The sequence below is a fragment of the Streptomyces sp. NPDC046977 genome (assembly GCF_040644455.1).
Classification (GTDB): Bacteria; Actinomycetota; Actinomycetes; order Streptomycetales; family Streptomycetaceae; genus Actinacidiphila.
The window spans coordinates 162,279-177,466 of sequence record NZ_JBEYWO010000019.1; the positions used below are offsets into that span (position 1 = coordinate 162,279).

The window sequence follows — 15,188 nt, forward strand, 5'->3', positions numbered from 1 at the left end:
GCGGAATAGTGCATGCGGGGGTTTGTCCCCGCCAGGAATACCGGGTTACCTGTGACTCGCGGCCGACAACCGCGAGGACTTTTCCGGCTATTTCCGCGAGGTAATTGCATGCTCAAGCCCAACTTCTCCAACTCCGTCATCCGCGGCCGCGGCGCCGTCGTGACCGCCGGCGTCGTGGCGTCGCTGGCGCTCGGCGCAGCGGGCACGGCCATGGCAGCCGGGACCCAGGACGCGGGGCTGCTGGGGACGGGTGCGGCCGGCAAGCTGGCGGAGGCCACCCGCGCCCAGGCCGACGGCCAGCAGCGCGCCGCCGCGGCGAACAAGGCCGAACACCAGCGCACCGTGCAGCACGCCGCGCACCAGGAGCACACGCTCTCCGCCGCCTGGATGACCCCGGTCAAGCACTACCAGCTCTCGGCCGGCTACATGAAGGACGGCGCCCACTGGGCGCACAAGCACTCCGGCCAGGACTTCGCGGTCGCCATCGGCACCGACGTCCACGCCGTGCACAGCGGCACCGTCGTGACGGCGGGCTGGGGCGGCGCCTACGGCAACAACATCGTCATCCGCCACGCCGACAACACGTACTCGCAGTACGGCCACCTGTCGAAGATCCAGGTGCGCGTCGGCGAGCATGTGAACACCGGCGAGCAGATCGCCCTGTCCGGCAACACCGGCAACAGCACCGGCCCGCACCTGCACTTCGAGATCCGTACGACCCCGTACTACGGCTCGTCGGTGAGCCCGCTGCCGTTCCTGCGGGCCGAGGGCGTCTCGGTCTGACCCTCCGGTGATCCCTCTTCCGGATCACCCGCTTCACCCGCTCCGCCCTGCCCCCGGTCACCCCGGTAGGTCTCGGCGATGAGCCCCTGGGCGACCTCGAGGACGGCTGCGCGCTTCTCCTCGGGGTCGCCCTCGATGTTCTGCATCGTGAACATGCCCGCGTGCATGGCGAAGACGGCGGTGATCGAGCGCACCTGGTCGGTCAGCGGCGCCTCGGGGTCGCGCAGCAGCGCGTGCACGGCGAACAGCTTGGACTTGAAGGCCTCGCCGATGCTGAGGTCGCGGACCGTGGCCTGGTTCTCCTGGATGAAGCGGAAGAGCGGCCCCGAGACCCACAGCGCCTCGCTGTAGCGCCGCAGCACCTCCTGCTTGGTCTCCAGGGTGCGGGGCTGTCCGGCCGCCCACTCGATCAGCTCGTCGACCGGGGAGGTCAGGTCCTCCACGATGCTGATGAGGATGTCTTCCTTGGTCTTGAAGTGGTAGTACAGCGCCGCCTTGGTGACGTCGAGGTGCTCGGCGATCTCGCGCAGCGACGTCTTCTCGTACCCCTGCTGGGCGAACAGCTCGAGCGCGACGTCCTGGATGCGACGGCGCGTATCACCTCTGCGCGTGTGCGGCGTGGCCATGGGCGAACTTTAACTTACTTGACGCCCGGCTAGTAAGCGGCTTACATTCAGGATGCCCGGGGCAACTAGCCGGGCGGCAGGTAAGCAACTCACGGCAAATGCGTGACAAGTAGGGGAGCTTGTAATGGCGGACACCGCCGAGGCACCGCAGCGCAGTGTGCGCGTGGTGTTGTTCGGGCTGATGATCGCGATGCTGCTCGCGATGCTCGACAACATGATCGTCGGCACGGCGATGCCCACCATCGTCGGCGAACTGGGCGGCCTGGAGCACCTGTCGTGGGTGGTCACCGCTTACACCCTCGCGACGGCCGCGTCGACGCCCATCTGGGGCAAGCTCGGCGACATGTACGGCCGCAAGGGCATCTTCATGGCGTCGATCGTGCTCTTCCTGATCGGCTCGGCGCTCTCCGGCATGGCGCAGGACATGGGCCAGCTGATCGCCTTCCGCGCCATCCAGGGCCTGGGCGCCGGCGGCCTGATCGTCGGCGTCATGGCGATCATCGGTGACTTGATCCCGCCCCGCGAGCGCGGCAAGTACCAGGGCATGATGGCCGGCGTCATGGCGGTCGCCATGATCGGCGGCCCGCTGGTCGGCGGCAGCATCACCGACAACTGGGGCTGGCGCTGGAGCTTCTACATCAACCTGCCGCTCGGTGTGGTCGCGCTCTTCGTGATCTCCGCGGTGCTGCACCTGCCGAAGAAGCGGGTCCAGGCCCGGATCGACTACCTCGGCGCGATCCTGCTCACCATCAGCATCACCTCGCTGGTCCTGCTGACCACCTGGGGCGGCAAGGAGTACCCCTGGGCGTCCGTCCAGATCTTCGGACTGCTCGCGCTCGGCGTGGTCGCGCTCGCCGCCTTCCTGTTCGCCGAGACCCGCGCGGCGGAGCCCGTGATGCCGCTGCACATCTTCCACAGCCGCAACTTCTCGCTGATCTCGGTGATCGGCTTCCTGGTCGGCTTCGTGATGTTCGGCGCGCTCACCTTCCTGCCGCTGTACCAGCAGACCGTCCAGGGCGCCTCGGCGACCAACTCCGGCCTGCTGCTCCTGCCGATGCTGCTGTCGATGATGGTGGTCTCGCTCATCGCGGGCCGGGTCACCACGCAGACCGGCAAGTACAAGATCTTCCCGATCATCGGCGGCGCCCTGATCACCGCCGGGCTCCTGCTCCTGTCGACCATGGACACCGGCACCTCCCGCTTCGTCTCCGGTGTGTGGATGGCCGTGCTCGGCGCCGGCATGGGCTTCCTCATGCAGATCACCATGCTGATCGCGCAGAACAGCGTCGAGATGAAGGACATCGGCGTCGGCTCCTCGTCCTCCACCCTGTTCCGCACCATCGGCGGTTCCTTCGGTGTCGCGCTCTTCGGCTCGATCTTCGTGGACAAGCTGCAGGACAGCATGACCGCCCGGTTGGGCAACGCCGGGGCGGCGGTCGGCGGCGGGTCCGGCCAGATGGACCCGAAGAGCCTGGCCAAGCTGCCCGAGGCGGTACGGGACGCGTACCTCCACGCGGTCGCGAGCGGCACCCACTCCGTCTTCCTGTGGGGCGCGGCGCTCAGCGTCGTCGGCTTCGTCCTCGCGTTCTTCGTCAAGGAGATCCCGCTGCGCGGCGGCCCGGCCGCGAAGGCCCCCGAGGACAAGGACGGCGAGCAGGAGGTCATGGCGGCGGTCGAGGCCTTCTGAGCCCCGCCCCCGCCCGCCGCTTCGCCCGGCACCCGCAGTGACCCGTGCTCGCACGGGGGTCGTGTCCGACCCCCGTGCGAGCATCGTCGTATGGCGGTGAACCTCCGGCTCCTGCGGCAGCTGCGGCTGGCCAAGGACGCGATGGACCGCGACTGGGCCCAGCCGCTGGACCTGGACGCGGTGGCCGCGCACGCCGGTTACTCCCGCTACCACTTCGTGCGCTCCTTCAAAGCGGTGTACGGGGAGACCCCCGGGCAGTACCTGAGCCGGCGCCGCATCGAGCGCGCGCAGGAGATGCTGCGCACGGCGGACCTGGCCGTCACCGAGATCTGCACGCTCGTGGGCTTCTCCGGCCTCGGCACCTTCTCCAGCCGCTTCAAGCAGCAGACCGGGCTCACCCCGACCGAGTACCGCCGCCGGCACCTCGGCCGCGGCGCGGCCCTGATACCCGGGTGCTACGCGCTGTTCTGGGCCGGCGGATTCCGCAATTCCGGAGAAGCGCCGTGAGGCGGCCCCCGCCTAGCGTGGAGGGGCAAGCACGCGACCCCCTCAGGAGCAGGTCATGACCACTGGGATCACCGGTATTTCCATCGTCACCGTCTGGGTGCAGGACCAGGAGCGCGCCAAGGAGTTCTACTGCGACAAGCTCGGCTTCGAGGTGCGCACGGACATGACCATGGGGGCGATGCGCTGGCTGACCGTGGGCCCCAAGGAGCAGCCCGACGTCGAGATCACCCTCATGGTGCCCGGCCCGCCCGCGCTCGACCCCGAGTCCGCCGAGCAGCTCAGCTCGCTGGTGGCCAAGGGCGTCCTCGGCGCGGGCGTGCTCCGTACCGACGACATCCACGCCACCTACCGCGACCTCAAGGGCAAGGGCGTCACCTTCCTCCAGGAACCCCAGGAGCGCCCCTACGGCACGGAGGCGATCATGCGCGACGACTCCGGCAACTGGTTCAGCCTCACCCAGCGGCGCGACGGGCTGGACCTCAGCAAGGAGTGGGGCGAGGGCACGCAGGAGCGGATCGAGGGCTGAGCACGGCCGCGGCCTAGTCCCGGGGGAGCAGCAGCCGGGCGACGGCGCCGCCGCCCAGGGCGTTGCGGAAGGTGAGGCGGGCGCCGAGGACGCGGGTCTGCCCGGCGGCGATCGTCAGACCGAGGCCGTGGCCGCCGCCGCGGTCGCTGCTGCCGGTGCGGAAGCGGCTGGGGCCGTCGCGGAGCAGGTCCTCGGGGAAGCCCGGGCCGTGGTCGCGGACCTCCAGGTAGGGGCCGTCCACGGTGACCTCGACGGGCGGCCGGCCGTGCCGTACGGCGTTGCCGAGCAGGTTGGCCAACACACGCTCCAGGCGCCGGGGATCGGTGCGCACGACCGCGTCGTCGCGCACGTCCACGGTGGCCGAGGGGGCGACGGCGGCGACCCGGCGGCGCACGAAATCACCGAGGGCGACGTCCTGGAGATCGGCCTGCTCGGCGGCGCCGTCGAGCCGGGCGACCTCCAGGACGTCCTCGACGAGGGTGCGCAGCGCCTGCGCCCGGTCCCGGACCAGTTCCGCGGGGCGGCCCGGGGGCAGCAGCTCGGCGGCGGTGACCAGACCTGTCACGGGGGTGCGCAGTTCGTGGGCGATGTCGGCGGTGACCCGGCGCTCGGCCTCCAGACGTCCGGCCAGGGCGTCCGCCATGGCGTCCACCGCGCGGGCGAGTTCGTCCGTCTCGTCGCGGACCCGGCCGCCGATGGCCTCCCGCACCCGGACCCGGGTCTCCCCGTCGGCCACCCGGCCGGCCGCCACGGCGGCCTTCCGCAGCCGGCGGGAGAGCTGGCCGCCGATGAGGACACCCAGCGCGGTGCCGCCGACGACGACCGCGGTGGAGCCGATGACCAGCGCCTGGTCCAGATCCTCCAGGACCGAGAAGCGGTCGGTGAAGGTGGTCTTCAGCGACAGGATCTTGCCGTCCGCGAGCGGGGTCTCCGCCCACACCACCGGCGCCCCGCCGGTGTCGGCGACAAAGGTGGCCCGCTTGCCCTCGCGCGCCAGCCGGGTCAGCGGGGCGGGCAGCGCCGGGTCGTTCAGCTGGGCGTCGATGGTGAGCCGGCCCGTGGAGTCGTAGATCCGCTGCGCGAACTGCACCCGCTCGTTCTGCACGTCGCGGGAATTGTCGATCATGCTGGCGCGGGCCGCGTTGTGCACCACCAGGCTCAGGACGAGCGCGATCAGGGCGGAGACCACCGCGATCGCCGCGCACACCTTCCAGCGCAGACCGATCTTCGGCAGCGGGCGGAGCCTGCCGGCCCGGCGTGCGGTCACCGGGCTCAGCCCCGCAGCTTGTAGCCGAAGCCGCGCACGGTCTCGATCCGGTCCTGGCCGACCTTGGCCCGCAGCCGCTGCACATGGACGTCCACCACGCGCGTGTCGCCGCCCCACGCGTAGTCCCAGACCCGCTCCAGCAGCCTGTCCCGGGACAGCACCGTGCCGGGCGCCGCCGAGAACTCCAGCAGCAGCCGCATCTCCGTCGGGGTCAGCGCCAGCCGCTCGCCGCCGCGCCGCACCTCCATGCCCTCCGGGTCCACCTCCAGGTCGCCGAAGGCCAGCACCCCGGTCCCGGCCGGCTCGTCGCCGGCCGCGGCCAGCCGGAAGCGGCGCAGCACGGCCCGCATCCGGGCGGTGAGCACGGCCCCGTCGAAGGGCTTGGTCACGTAGTCGTCCGCGCCCGCCTCCAGGCCGAGCACCACGTCGATCGCGTCGGCCCGCGCCAACAGCATGATCACCGGCACGGTGGACTCGTCCCGGATGCGCCGGCACAGGCTCACCCCGTCCAGCCCCGGCACCATCACGTCCAGCAGGGCCAGGTCGGGCCGGCGGGCACGGAACGCGTCCAGCCCGGACAGCCCGTCGGGCACCGCGGTGACCTCGAAGCCGTCGCGCTCCAGTGCCAGGGTCGTGGCCTCGCGGATGACGTCGTCGTCCTCGACGAACAGGACGTGCGTGTCAGCCATGGGAGGTGTCCTCGGTGCCGCTGTCGTAGTCGCGGTGGCTGAAGGAGGTCTCGTCGAAGCGCCTCCCGTTCCACCGGTAGGTGGTGATGTCCTCGCCGGAGGGGTTCGACACCGCGTCCTGCGGTTCGTAGACCTGGTGGGTGACCTTGAGGGCGCCGTCGCTGATCTCGGCGTAGACGGGGGGCTGCTCGTCGGCGAAGACGTTGACGTACCGGCCGTGCTCGCGGCGGTAGACGTACGCGCCGATGCCCACCCCGTCGCCGCACGTCGAGACCGTGACGACGAGATCGGCCGCGCCCCTGCCCGTCAGGTCGCCGTAGCGGTCGTCGACGGGGTACAGCGACTCGGGACCCGGGGAGGGCGTCACCGCGGGCGCGCTGCCGGCGGCGGCGCCGTCGCGGGTGGCGGGGAGCGGGGTCGAGCCGGGGACCGAGGAGGCGGCCACGCACGCCACCAGCCGGGCCCGGATGTCCTCGGCGACCTTGGGGTCGGACTGCACCAGGCGCACCGCGTTCGCGAGGGGCGTGCGCGCAGGGCCCGGGGAGACGCCGTCGGAGGACCGGCGCGCCGGCGCGACCGGTGTGCCGCCGGTGGACAGTGGGCCCGGCTCCGGGAGCGCCGAGGAGAGTGCCGTGCCCTCCTCGCGGACCCCGCCGGCGTCACGGCAGCCGGTCACCGCGACCAGCGCCGACCCGCACACCGCGACCGCGGCGACGGCGGCGCCGACCGGGACTATGCTGCGGCGCACACACCCTCCGTCCTGACGACTCCGGGCCCTTCGGACCTTCCGTACCCATTGCTCTGCCGTTCGAGGTCGGCGCGCAGTCGCGCCAGCGCCCGGTGCAGTGTGCTTTTCACGGTACCCACCGACATGCCCAGAACGTGAGCGGTCTCCTCCGTGCTCAGCTGCCGGTAGTGGCGCAGCAGCACCACCTGGCGCTGCTTGGGCGCCAGGTGCTGCAGCGCCTCCAGCAGCATGGCGCGGTCCGCGCGCTGCTCGGCGCCGTCGTCGACGGCGCTCTCGGGCAGCTCGGGGGTCGGCACCTCCTCCAGGCGCCGGGCCCGCCACCACTCGGTACGGGTGTTGATCATCACCCGGCGCATGTAGGCGTCGGCGAGGTTCTTGTCGGCGATGTCGTCCCACCGCGGGTAGGTGCGGGCGAGCGCGGTCTGGACGAGGTCCTGCGCCTCGATCGGGTCGGGGACGAGGCGGCGGGCGCTGCGCAGCAGGGCGTCCTGACGGCTCCGTACGTACTCCTCGAAGTCCATCACCTGGGCCGGCCCCTCGGCGTTCGCCCCCATGGCGTTCCTCCGCTCCGCGCGTTCCATCACGACGCGGCCGACGCTACGGAGGGCATGTACGGCTTTCGCCACCGCAGCCGCACAGCGGCCGCACAGGAACCCATCGGTTGTGTAACGGGCGGGTTTTCCGCCCCGGGGCGGGCACGGGGGCGCCTGCTCAGCCCGGCAGCCGGTACACCCCGCCCGCCAGGGGCTCCACCAGGCCGTCGGCGACCAGCCCGTCCAGGGCCCTGGCGCGCTGCACCGGCTCGTGCCAGACCGCGTCCAGGGCCGCCTGCGGCACCGGGGCGGTCGCGTCGCGCAGCACCGCCAGCAGCTTGCCGCGCACCTGGCGGTCGGTTCCCGCGTACGTCTGGCCGCGGCGCGGCGGGCCCTCGTGCGCCGGGGACCCGGCCAGCCGCCAGGCGCACTGCGCGGCGATCGGGCAGCGCACGCACTCCGGGCCGCGCGCGGTGCAGACGAGCGCGCCCAGCTCCATCGTGGCGGCGGCCCAGCGGGCGGCGGTGGCCTCGTCGGCGGGCAGCAGGCGCTGAGCGACCTTGCGCTCGGCGGCGGTCGTGGCGTTCGGCGGGTACTCCACGCCGGTCACCGCGCGCGCGAACACCCGCCGCACATTGGTGTCCAGCACCGCGTGCCGCTGCCCGTACGCGAACGAGGCGACGGCTGCGGCCGTGTACTCGCCGATGCCCGGGAGGGCCAGCAACTCGCCGTGGTCGGTGGGAACTTCGCCGTCGTGGAGGTGGGCGATCGCGGTGGCGGCGGCATGCAGCCGCAGCGCCCGGCGCGGATAGCCCAGCCGGCCCCAGGCACGGACCGCCTCGCCGGAGGGTTCGGCGGCGAGCGCGGCCGGGTCCGGCCAGCGCTCCAGCCACTGCTCGTACACCGGCAGCACCCGCGCCACCGGTGTCTGCTGCAGCATGAACTCGCTCACCATGACGCCCCAGGCGCCTGCCTCGGGGCGGCGCCACGGCAGGTCCCGGGCGTTCTCGTCGAACCAGTCGATCACGGGGGAGTGGAGATCACGGTGCTCGCTCATAGCGTCATCGATCCTACGGCCCCGGAACCCGCCCGGCAGGCAGGGGAGATCTGCTGATCAATCACACAAGTTGCCTGCGTGCCGCGCGTGCCTTGGTCCGATTCAAGGGAAAGCGCATAAGGTTTGCGCGTGGGCTCTGTGCGCAATCCCGTGGGACCTCTCCCGTCGTCCATCTACTGGCGACGACGGGCGGTTGTGGCGCTCCTCCTCCTGGTGATCACCGCGTTGGTGGTGTGGGCCGTCAACTTCCGTGACGGAGGCGGCGGAAGCAGGGCGGGCGGTCCCGGCGGACACACCCCCGTGCCGTCCATCACGCCCGGTCCTTCCGCCAGCGGGCCGCTCAACAGCTCCCGCCCCGGCGGCTCGATCGGCGGCTCCTCCTCGGGCGGCGGTTCCAGCGACGGCGCCGGTGACTCCGGTGCCACGGACGGCAGTTCGTCCGGCGGCGACACCGGCGACACCAGTGGCGACGCCGCCGGCGGCTCCGGCGCCGACGGCGGTTCGGCCGCCGGCGGCACGGACCCCTCCTCCGGCGGGGTCTCCGGCAGCGGCGGCAGCGGCAGCGGCGGCGGCGTGCAGCTGCCCGCCGGCTCCAGCCTGCCGAACTGCGCCGCCTCGTCCGTCACGCTCGGCCTGCGCAGCGCGCGCAACTCCTACGAGCCGGGCGAGAAGCCCACGTTCGTGCTGACCGCCACCAACTCCTCCGACGTCAGCTGCAAGCTGGACTTCGGGCCGGCCGCCGCCGTCTTCACCGTCTCCGACACGGACGACAACCACCGCTGGGCCAGCGACGACTGCCCGCGGAACCGATCCGGCTACCTGCTGCAGGTGCCGGCGCACAGCTCGACCACCTACGAGCTGCGCTGGGACCGGACGACCAGCTCGCCGCAGTGCGCGACCCCCAAGGTCAGGACCGCACCGCTGGGCACCTACCTGGTCGAGGCGAAGCTGCCCGGCTTCCAGGCCAAGCAGACGTCCTTCGTCCTCAAGGACGCCTGACCGGTACGGACACCAGGCCGGCGCGGCGCCCCGGGACACCCCGGGCGGCGGGCGCCGGCCCGGTCGCCGGACTCAGACGTAGCGCTCCAGGATCGAGGACTCCGCCAGGCGCGACAGGCCCTCGCGGACCGAACGGGCGCGGGCCTCGCCGACGCCGTCGACGGTCTGCAGATCGTCCACGCTGGCCGCGAGCAGCTTCTGCAGCCCGCCGAAGTGCTCCACCAGGCGTTCCACGATCGTGTTCGGCAGCCGGGGCACCTTGGCCAGCAGCCGGTAGCCGCGCGGCGAGACGGCGGAGTCCAGCGCCTCGGGAGAGCCGGCGTAGCCCAGCGCCCGGGCCACGGTGGGCAGTTCGAGCAGTTCGCCCTGGGGAAGCGAGTCCAGCTCGGAGAGGGCCTCGGTGACCGTGCGGCTGCGCTTGGCGGTCGGCTCGGGCACGTAGTCGCGCACGACGAGCTCCCGCTCGGGCTCGACGCCCGCGATCAGCTCGTCCAGCTGGAGCGAGAGCAGCCGGCCGTCGGTGCCCAGCTCGACCACGTACTCCGCGATCTCGGTGGCGATCCGGCGCACCATCTCCAGGCGCTGCGCGACCGCGGTGACGTCGCGGACCGTGACCAGGTCCTCGATCTCCAGGGCGGACAGCGTGCCCGCGACCTCGTCCAGCCGCAGCTTGTAGCGCTCCAGGGTGGCCAGCGCCTGGTTGGCGCGCGAGAGGATCGCCGCGGAGTCCTCCAGGACGCGGCGCTGACCGTCGACGTACAGCGCGATCAGGCGCATCGACTGGCTGACGGAGACGACCGGGAAGCCGGTCTGGATGGAGACCCGCTGCGCGGTGCGGTGGCGGGTGCCGGTCTCCTCGGTGGGGATCGCGGCGTCCGGGACGAGCTGGACGCCGGCCCGCACGATCTTGGTGATGTCCTTGTCGAGGATCAGGGCGCCGTCGAGCTTGCACAGCTCGCGCAGACGCGTCGCGGAGAACTCGACGTCCAGGACGAAACCGCCGGTGCACAGCGACTCGGTGAGCTTGTCCATGCCCAGGACGATCAGGCCGCCGGTGTTGCCGCGCAGGACCCGTTCCAGGCCGTCGCGCAGGCTGGTGCCGGGAGCCACGGCGCTCAGGGAGGCGCGCATCAGGCTGTCAGTACCGGAGCCCTCGCGACCCCAGGCTTTCCCGGGAGCTGCCGCCCGGTCATTGGCTGCCACTGCTCTCCTCCGGTCGTACGGATGCCCGGATGGGCGAGACCAGGGCAAAGTTTACCGTCGGAAGGCTCACGGACGGGGGGCCCTCTTGGGCAGGACGCGCAGGGCGTCCCCTATGTCCGTCACTTCCGTCACCTTCATCCCCGCCGGGATTTTGCCCGGGTCCGGCGGAACGAGGGCGTGGGTGAAGCCCAGCCGGGCCGCCTCGGCGAGCCGCCGCTGCACGCCGGTGACCCGTCTGACCTCGCCCGCGAGGCCCACCTCGCCCACGGCGACCAGGTTCTTCGGCAGCGGGGTGTCGATCGCGGCGCTCGCCAGCGCCAGGGCCACGGCGAGGTCCGCGGCGGGCTCGCCGAGCTTCACCCCGCCGACGGTGGCGGTGTAGATGTCCTGCTTGCCGATCGACCGGATGCGGCCGCGCTGCTCCAGCACCGCCAGCATCATCGACACGCGCGAGTTCTCCAGGCCGGAGGTCGTACGGCGCGGCGAGGGGATCTGGGTGTCCACGGTCAGCGCCTGCACCTCGGCGACCAGCGGGCGCTTGCCCTCCAGCGTCACCGTCAGGCAAGTGCCGGGCACCGGCTCGTCGCGCCGGGTCAGGAACAGGCCCGAGGGATCGGCCAGGCCGGTGATGCCCTCGTCGTGCAGTTCGAAGCAGCCGACCTCGTCGGTGGCACCGTAGCGGTTCTTGATGCCGCGGATCAGCCGCAGGCGGGCGTGCCGGTCGCCCTCGAAGGACAGCACCACGTCCACCAGGTGCTCCAGCAGGCGGGGCCCGGCGATCGCGCCGTCCTTGGTGACATGGCCGACGAGCAGCGTCGACATGCCGCGTTCCTTCGAGGCCCGGATCAGCGCGCCGGCGACCTCGCGGACCTGGGCCATGCCGCCGGGCGCGCCGTCGATCTCGGGTGAGGCGACGGTCTGCACCGAGTCCAGGACGAGCAGCGAGGGCTTGACGTCGTCCAGGTGCCCCAGCACCGCCGAGAGGTCGGTCTCGGCGGCGAGGTAGAGGTGGTCGGACAGGGCGCCGATGCGGTCGGCCCGCAGCCGCACCTGCGACGCGGACTCCTCACCGGTCACGTAGAGCGTGCGCGCCTGGGGCCCGGCCGCCTTCGCGGCGACGTCCAGCAGCAGTGTCGACTTGCCGACGCCCGGCTCGCCCGCGAGCAGCACCACCGCGCCGGGGACCAGCCCGCCGCCGAGCACCCGGTCCAGTTCCGGCACACCCGTGCCGCGCGCGGTCGCCTGGCGGCCGTCCACCTGCGCGATCGGCTTCGCCGGCGTCGTGACGCGGCCCGCCGCGGTGGTGCGTACCGGCGAGGCGCCGCCGTACTCCTCGATCGTGCCCCACGCCTGGCACTCGCCGCAGCGGCCGAGCCACTTGACGGTGGTCCAGCCGCATTCCGTGCAGCGGTAGGACGGTCGGTCCTTCGAGGCGGGGCGAGTCCGTGCAGCCATGCGGTGCACGGTACCGGTTGCCACTGACAGAGCCGGCGGTGCCGATGGCCCCCGACCGCCCCGACCGCCCCGACCGCGCGTCCGGCGGCCCCGGCACCGCCCGAAAGCGCTCGCGCACACGGACGAGAGGTCGCCCCCGGGGGTGATCGGGGTGTGCTCTTTCGGGGGGGATCACCACCCAATTGGGTTAAAGCCCGCCGTGACGCCTGAGGGTGTACGGATCGTGGGCCTACCGTCACGGAGTGATGAGCAGCAGGCCTGAGACACCCTCGCAGACAACCGGCGCGCACCGCCGACACCGCGCGCCGGTCCAGCGCGGCCGCGCCGCGGCGGGCGGCGGGGCCGGCCCGGCGGCGGGACGGCGGCGGCCGCACGGCACGCTGCCCTCGCAGCCGCCCGCCCACTACGAGCCGTACCTGGACGGGCTGTTCACCTACTGCCTGTCGGTGCTGTGCGAGCACGACGCCGCGGCCGTGGCCCTCGGCGACGTCCTGGCGGTCGCCGAGCGGCAGCGCGCCCGGCTGCGCGACCCCGAGTTGCTCCGCCCCTGGCTGTACGCGCTGGCCCGCTGGGCCTGCCTGCGCACGCTGGCGGACGGCCGCCCGGTGTCGGTGAAGGCCTCCGCGGAGGTGGCCGCCCGGCGCCGCGGCGAGCTGTCCGCACTGGCCTGGCCCGAGGCGGCCGGCACGACGCCGGAGCAGCGCGAGGTGCTGGAGCTGGCGGTCCGCCACCAGCTGGCCCCCCACGAGGTCGCGCTGGTCGTCGGCCTGGAGCCGGACGCCACCAGGGCGCTGCTGGCGCAGGCCGCCTGCGAGGTGGAGCGGACCCGGGCCGCCCTGGCCGTCGTCGAACTGGGCAACTGCCCCGCGGTCGCCCGGCTCGCCGGGGACGCCCGGGTGCTGCTCGGCACGGCCCTGCGCCGCGAGCTCGTCCACCACGTGGACGTCTGCTCGCACTGCCGGCTCACCGCGGAGCGCGCGGTCGCCGCCGGCCCGTGGCCGGGCCTGGCCACGACCGCCGCGACCGCCGTGCTGGCGACCGTCGAGGCACCGCGCTCGGCCGCGTACGCCGCCCTGCTGCACGCCATGCGCGGCGGCATCGGGCGCACGCGCCAGGGCACTCCGCGCTTCGACCGGCACGGCTTCCCCATGGACCTGAAGGAACGCACCGCGCGCCGCGCCCGGATGCGGCACCGCGCGGTGACCTCAACGGTGGTGGCGGCCGTGGTGGCGGCGCCGGTGCTGGCGCTGTGGGCGGCGTACCACGGGGCGCCGCTGGCCCCGGGGCAGAAGGGGGAAGGTTCCTTCACCGCCGCCGAGGGCGAGGGGCCGGACGGCTTCCCGTACGAGAAGGCCGGTGTGGCGGGCAGCGCCGAGCGCGGGCGCTCCCAGCGCGGCGGCCACGGACGGCTGTCGGTGTCGGTCGCCTCGGCCGCCCCCGCGGCGGAGGACGGCGTGGCCGCGCCGCCCGCCGGCAGGGACGATTCGGCATCGCCGTCGAGCTCCCCCAGCAAGGGCGGCGACCCGGGCGGCGGCCACGGCGGCCGCCCCGGCCACCGTCAGGGGCGGCTCGTCATCGCCGCCCGCAGTGAGGGCGACGTGACCGTCATCACGCTGAAGGCGGAGGGCGACCGGGCGGTGCGCTGGTCTGCCGCGCGGTCGGCGCCCTGGCTGCGGCTCAGCCGGCGCCACGGCATGCTGCGGCCGGGGGACACCACGACGATCACGGTGTCGGTGGACCGCGACCGGGAGCCGGCGGGGGCGTGGACGGCGCGGATCGTCTTCGACCCCTCGGGCGGCGTCGTCACCATCAACGGGACGGGGACCCCGTCGCAGCCGCCGTCCTCCCCCGACCCCTCGCCCCCGCCGTCCACGTCGCCGACGCCGGATCCCTCACCGTCCGGCTCGCCCAGCAGCGAGCCGTCCGGATCCCCGTCGTCCTAGGGGCCCGTTTCGAAAGTAGCTCCCCCGGCTACCGCTGGGGGTACCCCCGGGTGCGGTGCATCGCACGGCGCGGAGAGTCGTCCCGTGGTCGGCGTGGTCGGGCTACCCGGACGTTCGACAACTCCCCCAGGCCGAAGGCCGGGGGAGGGACTTTCGAAACAGGCCGCGGGCTCCCCCAGCGGTAGCGGGGGAGCCCGGTCGACGACATGGGCCTAGCCCTGCGCCTCCTGCGCCTCCTGCGCCCGCGCCTGGCTCCGGTCCCGCAGCGGGGCCGGGTCGGCCGGGTGCGGTGCCATCGGCAGGAGCGAGGCGAGGCGCTGCTCGCAGAGCTCGACGAGCGCCGCGTAGCCCCGCGCGCCCATGAGTTCGGTCAGTTCCGCGCGGTACGAGACGTAGACCGGGTCGCCGGCGCCGTGCGCCGAGCGTGCGCCGGTGCACCACCAGTGCAGATCGTGGCCGCCCGGGCCCCAGCCGCGCCGGTCGTACTCGCCGATGGAGATCTGCAGCACGCGCGTGTCGTCCGGCCGGTCGATCCAGTCGTACGTCCGGCGGATCGGCAGCTGCCAGCAGACGTCCGGCTTGGTCTCCAGCGGCTCGCGGCCCTCCCGGAGCGCCAGCAGGTGCAGCGCGCAGCCCGCGCCGGCCGCGAAGCCGGGGCGGTTGAGGAAGACGCACGCGCCCTTGTGGCGCCGGGTCTGCCGGTCGCCGTCCTCGTTGACCTCGGCCCAGCCGCCCTTCGCGCCCTCCTGCGCCGCGACGTCGTGGAACTGCCACAGCTCCGGGGTGAGCCGGTCCACGTGCCCGGCCACCCGCTTCTCGTCGTCGTCGTCCGAGAAGTGCGCGCCCAGGGTGCAGCATCCGTCACTCGCCCGGCCCGCCTGGATGCCCTCGCAGCCGCTTCCGAAGATGCAGTTCCAGCGCGAGGTGAGCCAGGTCAGGTCGCAGCGGAAGATCTGTTCGTCGTCGGCCGGATCGGGGAACTCCACCCATGCGCGCGGGAAATCGAGGCCGACTTCGTCCTCGGTCACCGGGTGTTCCTGCCGCTTCGTCGCCTTTTTCGCCTTCGCCACGATGTCAGGGTAAGCATGTGGAGCATCTTCAGTGGTCACCCGCGCGGCAGCGCGCACCCCGCATGTCCCGGGAAACTACCCGGAGCAGTAGGTTT

General features: G+C 73.0%; 14 protein-coding genes and 1 pseudogene. 6 read left to right on the top strand and 9 right to left on the bottom strand.

The window, feature by feature from the left end:
* Positions 1-108: 108 nt before the first annotated feature.
* A complete protein-coding gene (locus tag ABZ883_RS26690; protein WP_360910306.1) occupies positions 109-783 on the top strand; it encodes a M23 family metallopeptidase in 675 nt (224 codons plus the stop codon).
* Between the two features lie 59 nt (positions 784-842).
* Here ABZ883_RS26690 and ABZ883_RS26695 read toward each other — a convergent pair.
* A pseudogene (locus ABZ883_RS26695) lies at positions 843-1,409 on the bottom strand (helix-turn-helix domain-containing protein); the annotation flags it as partial.
* Positions 1,410-1,533: 124 nt separating this feature from the next.
* Here ABZ883_RS26695 and ABZ883_RS26700 point away from each other — a divergent pair.
* From ABZ883_RS26700 to ABZ883_RS26710, 3 genes are all read left to right on the top strand, one after another.
* The gene (locus ABZ883_RS26700) at positions 1,534-3,096 is read left to right on the top strand and encodes an MDR family MFS transporter (RefSeq protein ID WP_360910308.1); all 1,563 of its coding nucleotides are present in this window, start codon (positions 1,534-1,536) and stop codon (positions 3,094-3,096) included.
* Positions 3,097-3,186: 90 nt separating this feature from the next.
* Positions 3,187-3,603: a helix-turn-helix transcriptional regulator gene (locus ABZ883_RS26705; RefSeq protein ID WP_360910310.1), complete on the top strand. Its 417-nt coding sequence runs from the start codon at positions 3,187-3,189 to the stop codon at positions 3,601-3,603.
* A 55-nt stretch (positions 3,604-3,658) separates the two neighbouring features.
* On the top strand, positions 3,659-4,129 hold the full coding sequence (locus ABZ883_RS26710; RefSeq protein WP_360910312.1) for a VOC family protein: 471 nt from the start codon (positions 3,659-3,661) through the stop codon (positions 4,127-4,129).
* A gap of 13 nt (positions 4,130-4,142) precedes the next feature.
* Here ABZ883_RS26710 and ABZ883_RS26715 read toward each other — a convergent pair whose 3' ends face one another.
* From ABZ883_RS26715 to ABZ883_RS26735, 5 genes are all read right to left on the bottom strand, one after another.
* Positions 4,143-5,396, bottom strand: a complete 1,254-nt coding sequence (locus ABZ883_RS26715; RefSeq protein WP_360910314.1) for a HAMP domain-containing sensor histidine kinase — start codon at positions 5,394-5,396, stop codon at positions 4,143-4,145.
* A 5-nt stretch (positions 5,397-5,401) separates the two neighbouring features.
* Positions 5,402-6,085 carry a two-component system response regulator CseB gene (gene cseB, locus ABZ883_RS26720; RefSeq protein ID WP_360910316.1) on the bottom strand — a complete coding sequence of 228 codons (684 nt, stop codon included), beginning with the start codon at positions 6,083-6,085 and terminating at the stop codon, positions 5,402-5,404.
* On the bottom strand, positions 6,078-6,833 hold the full coding sequence (locus ABZ883_RS26725; protein ID WP_360910318.1) for a hypothetical protein: 756 nt from the start codon (positions 6,831-6,833) through the stop codon (positions 6,078-6,080). Before ABZ883_RS26725 ends, cseB begins: the two co-directional genes overlap by 8 nt.
* Positions 6,818-7,387: a SigE family RNA polymerase sigma factor gene (locus tag ABZ883_RS26730; RefSeq protein WP_360910320.1), complete on the bottom strand. Its 570-nt coding sequence runs from the start codon at positions 7,385-7,387 to the stop codon at positions 6,818-6,820. The genes ABZ883_RS26725 and ABZ883_RS26730 overlap by 16 nt, the downstream gene beginning before the upstream one ends.
* Positions 7,388-7,544: 157 nt before the next feature.
* Positions 7,545-8,423 carry an A/G-specific adenine glycosylase gene (locus ABZ883_RS26735; RefSeq protein WP_360910322.1) on the bottom strand — a complete coding sequence of 293 codons (879 nt, stop codon included), beginning with the start codon at positions 8,421-8,423 and terminating at the stop codon, positions 7,545-7,547.
* Positions 8,424-8,618: 195 nt separating this feature from the next.
* Here ABZ883_RS26735 and ABZ883_RS26740 point away from each other — a divergent pair, with 195 nt between their 5' ends.
* Positions 8,619-9,422 (top strand): hypothetical protein, encoded by an 804-nt coding sequence (locus ABZ883_RS26740; RefSeq protein WP_360910324.1) that lies wholly within the window; start codon positions 8,619-8,621, stop codon positions 9,420-9,422.
* Between the two features lie 72 nt (positions 9,423-9,494).
* Here the strand turns inward: ABZ883_RS26740 and disA are convergent, their stop codons facing one another.
* Complete coding sequence (gene disA, locus ABZ883_RS26745) at positions 9,495-10,625, bottom strand: DNA integrity scanning diadenylate cyclase DisA (protein ID WP_360910326.1); 1,131 nt, start codon at positions 10,623-10,625, stop codon at positions 9,495-9,497.
* Positions 10,626-10,691: 66 nt separating this feature from the next.
* Positions 10,692-12,080, bottom strand: a complete 1,389-nt coding sequence (radA, locus tag ABZ883_RS26750; RefSeq protein ID WP_360910329.1) for a DNA repair protein RadA — start codon at positions 12,078-12,080, stop codon at positions 10,692-10,694.
* Between the two features lie 245 nt (positions 12,081-12,325).
* Between radA and ABZ883_RS26755 the strand changes: the two genes are divergently transcribed.
* Positions 12,326-14,023, top strand: coding sequence for a sigma-70 family RNA polymerase sigma factor (locus ABZ883_RS26755; RefSeq protein ID WP_360910331.1), 1,698 nt, complete (start codon positions 12,326-12,328; stop codon positions 14,021-14,023).
* Positions 14,024-14,235: 212 nt separating this feature from the next.
* Here ABZ883_RS26755 and ABZ883_RS26760 read toward each other — a convergent pair whose 3' ends face one another.
* Complete coding sequence (locus ABZ883_RS26760; RefSeq protein WP_360910333.1) at positions 14,236-15,093, bottom strand: hypothetical protein; 858 nt, start codon at positions 15,091-15,093, stop codon at positions 14,236-14,238.
* Positions 15,094-15,188 lie beyond the last annotated feature (95 nt).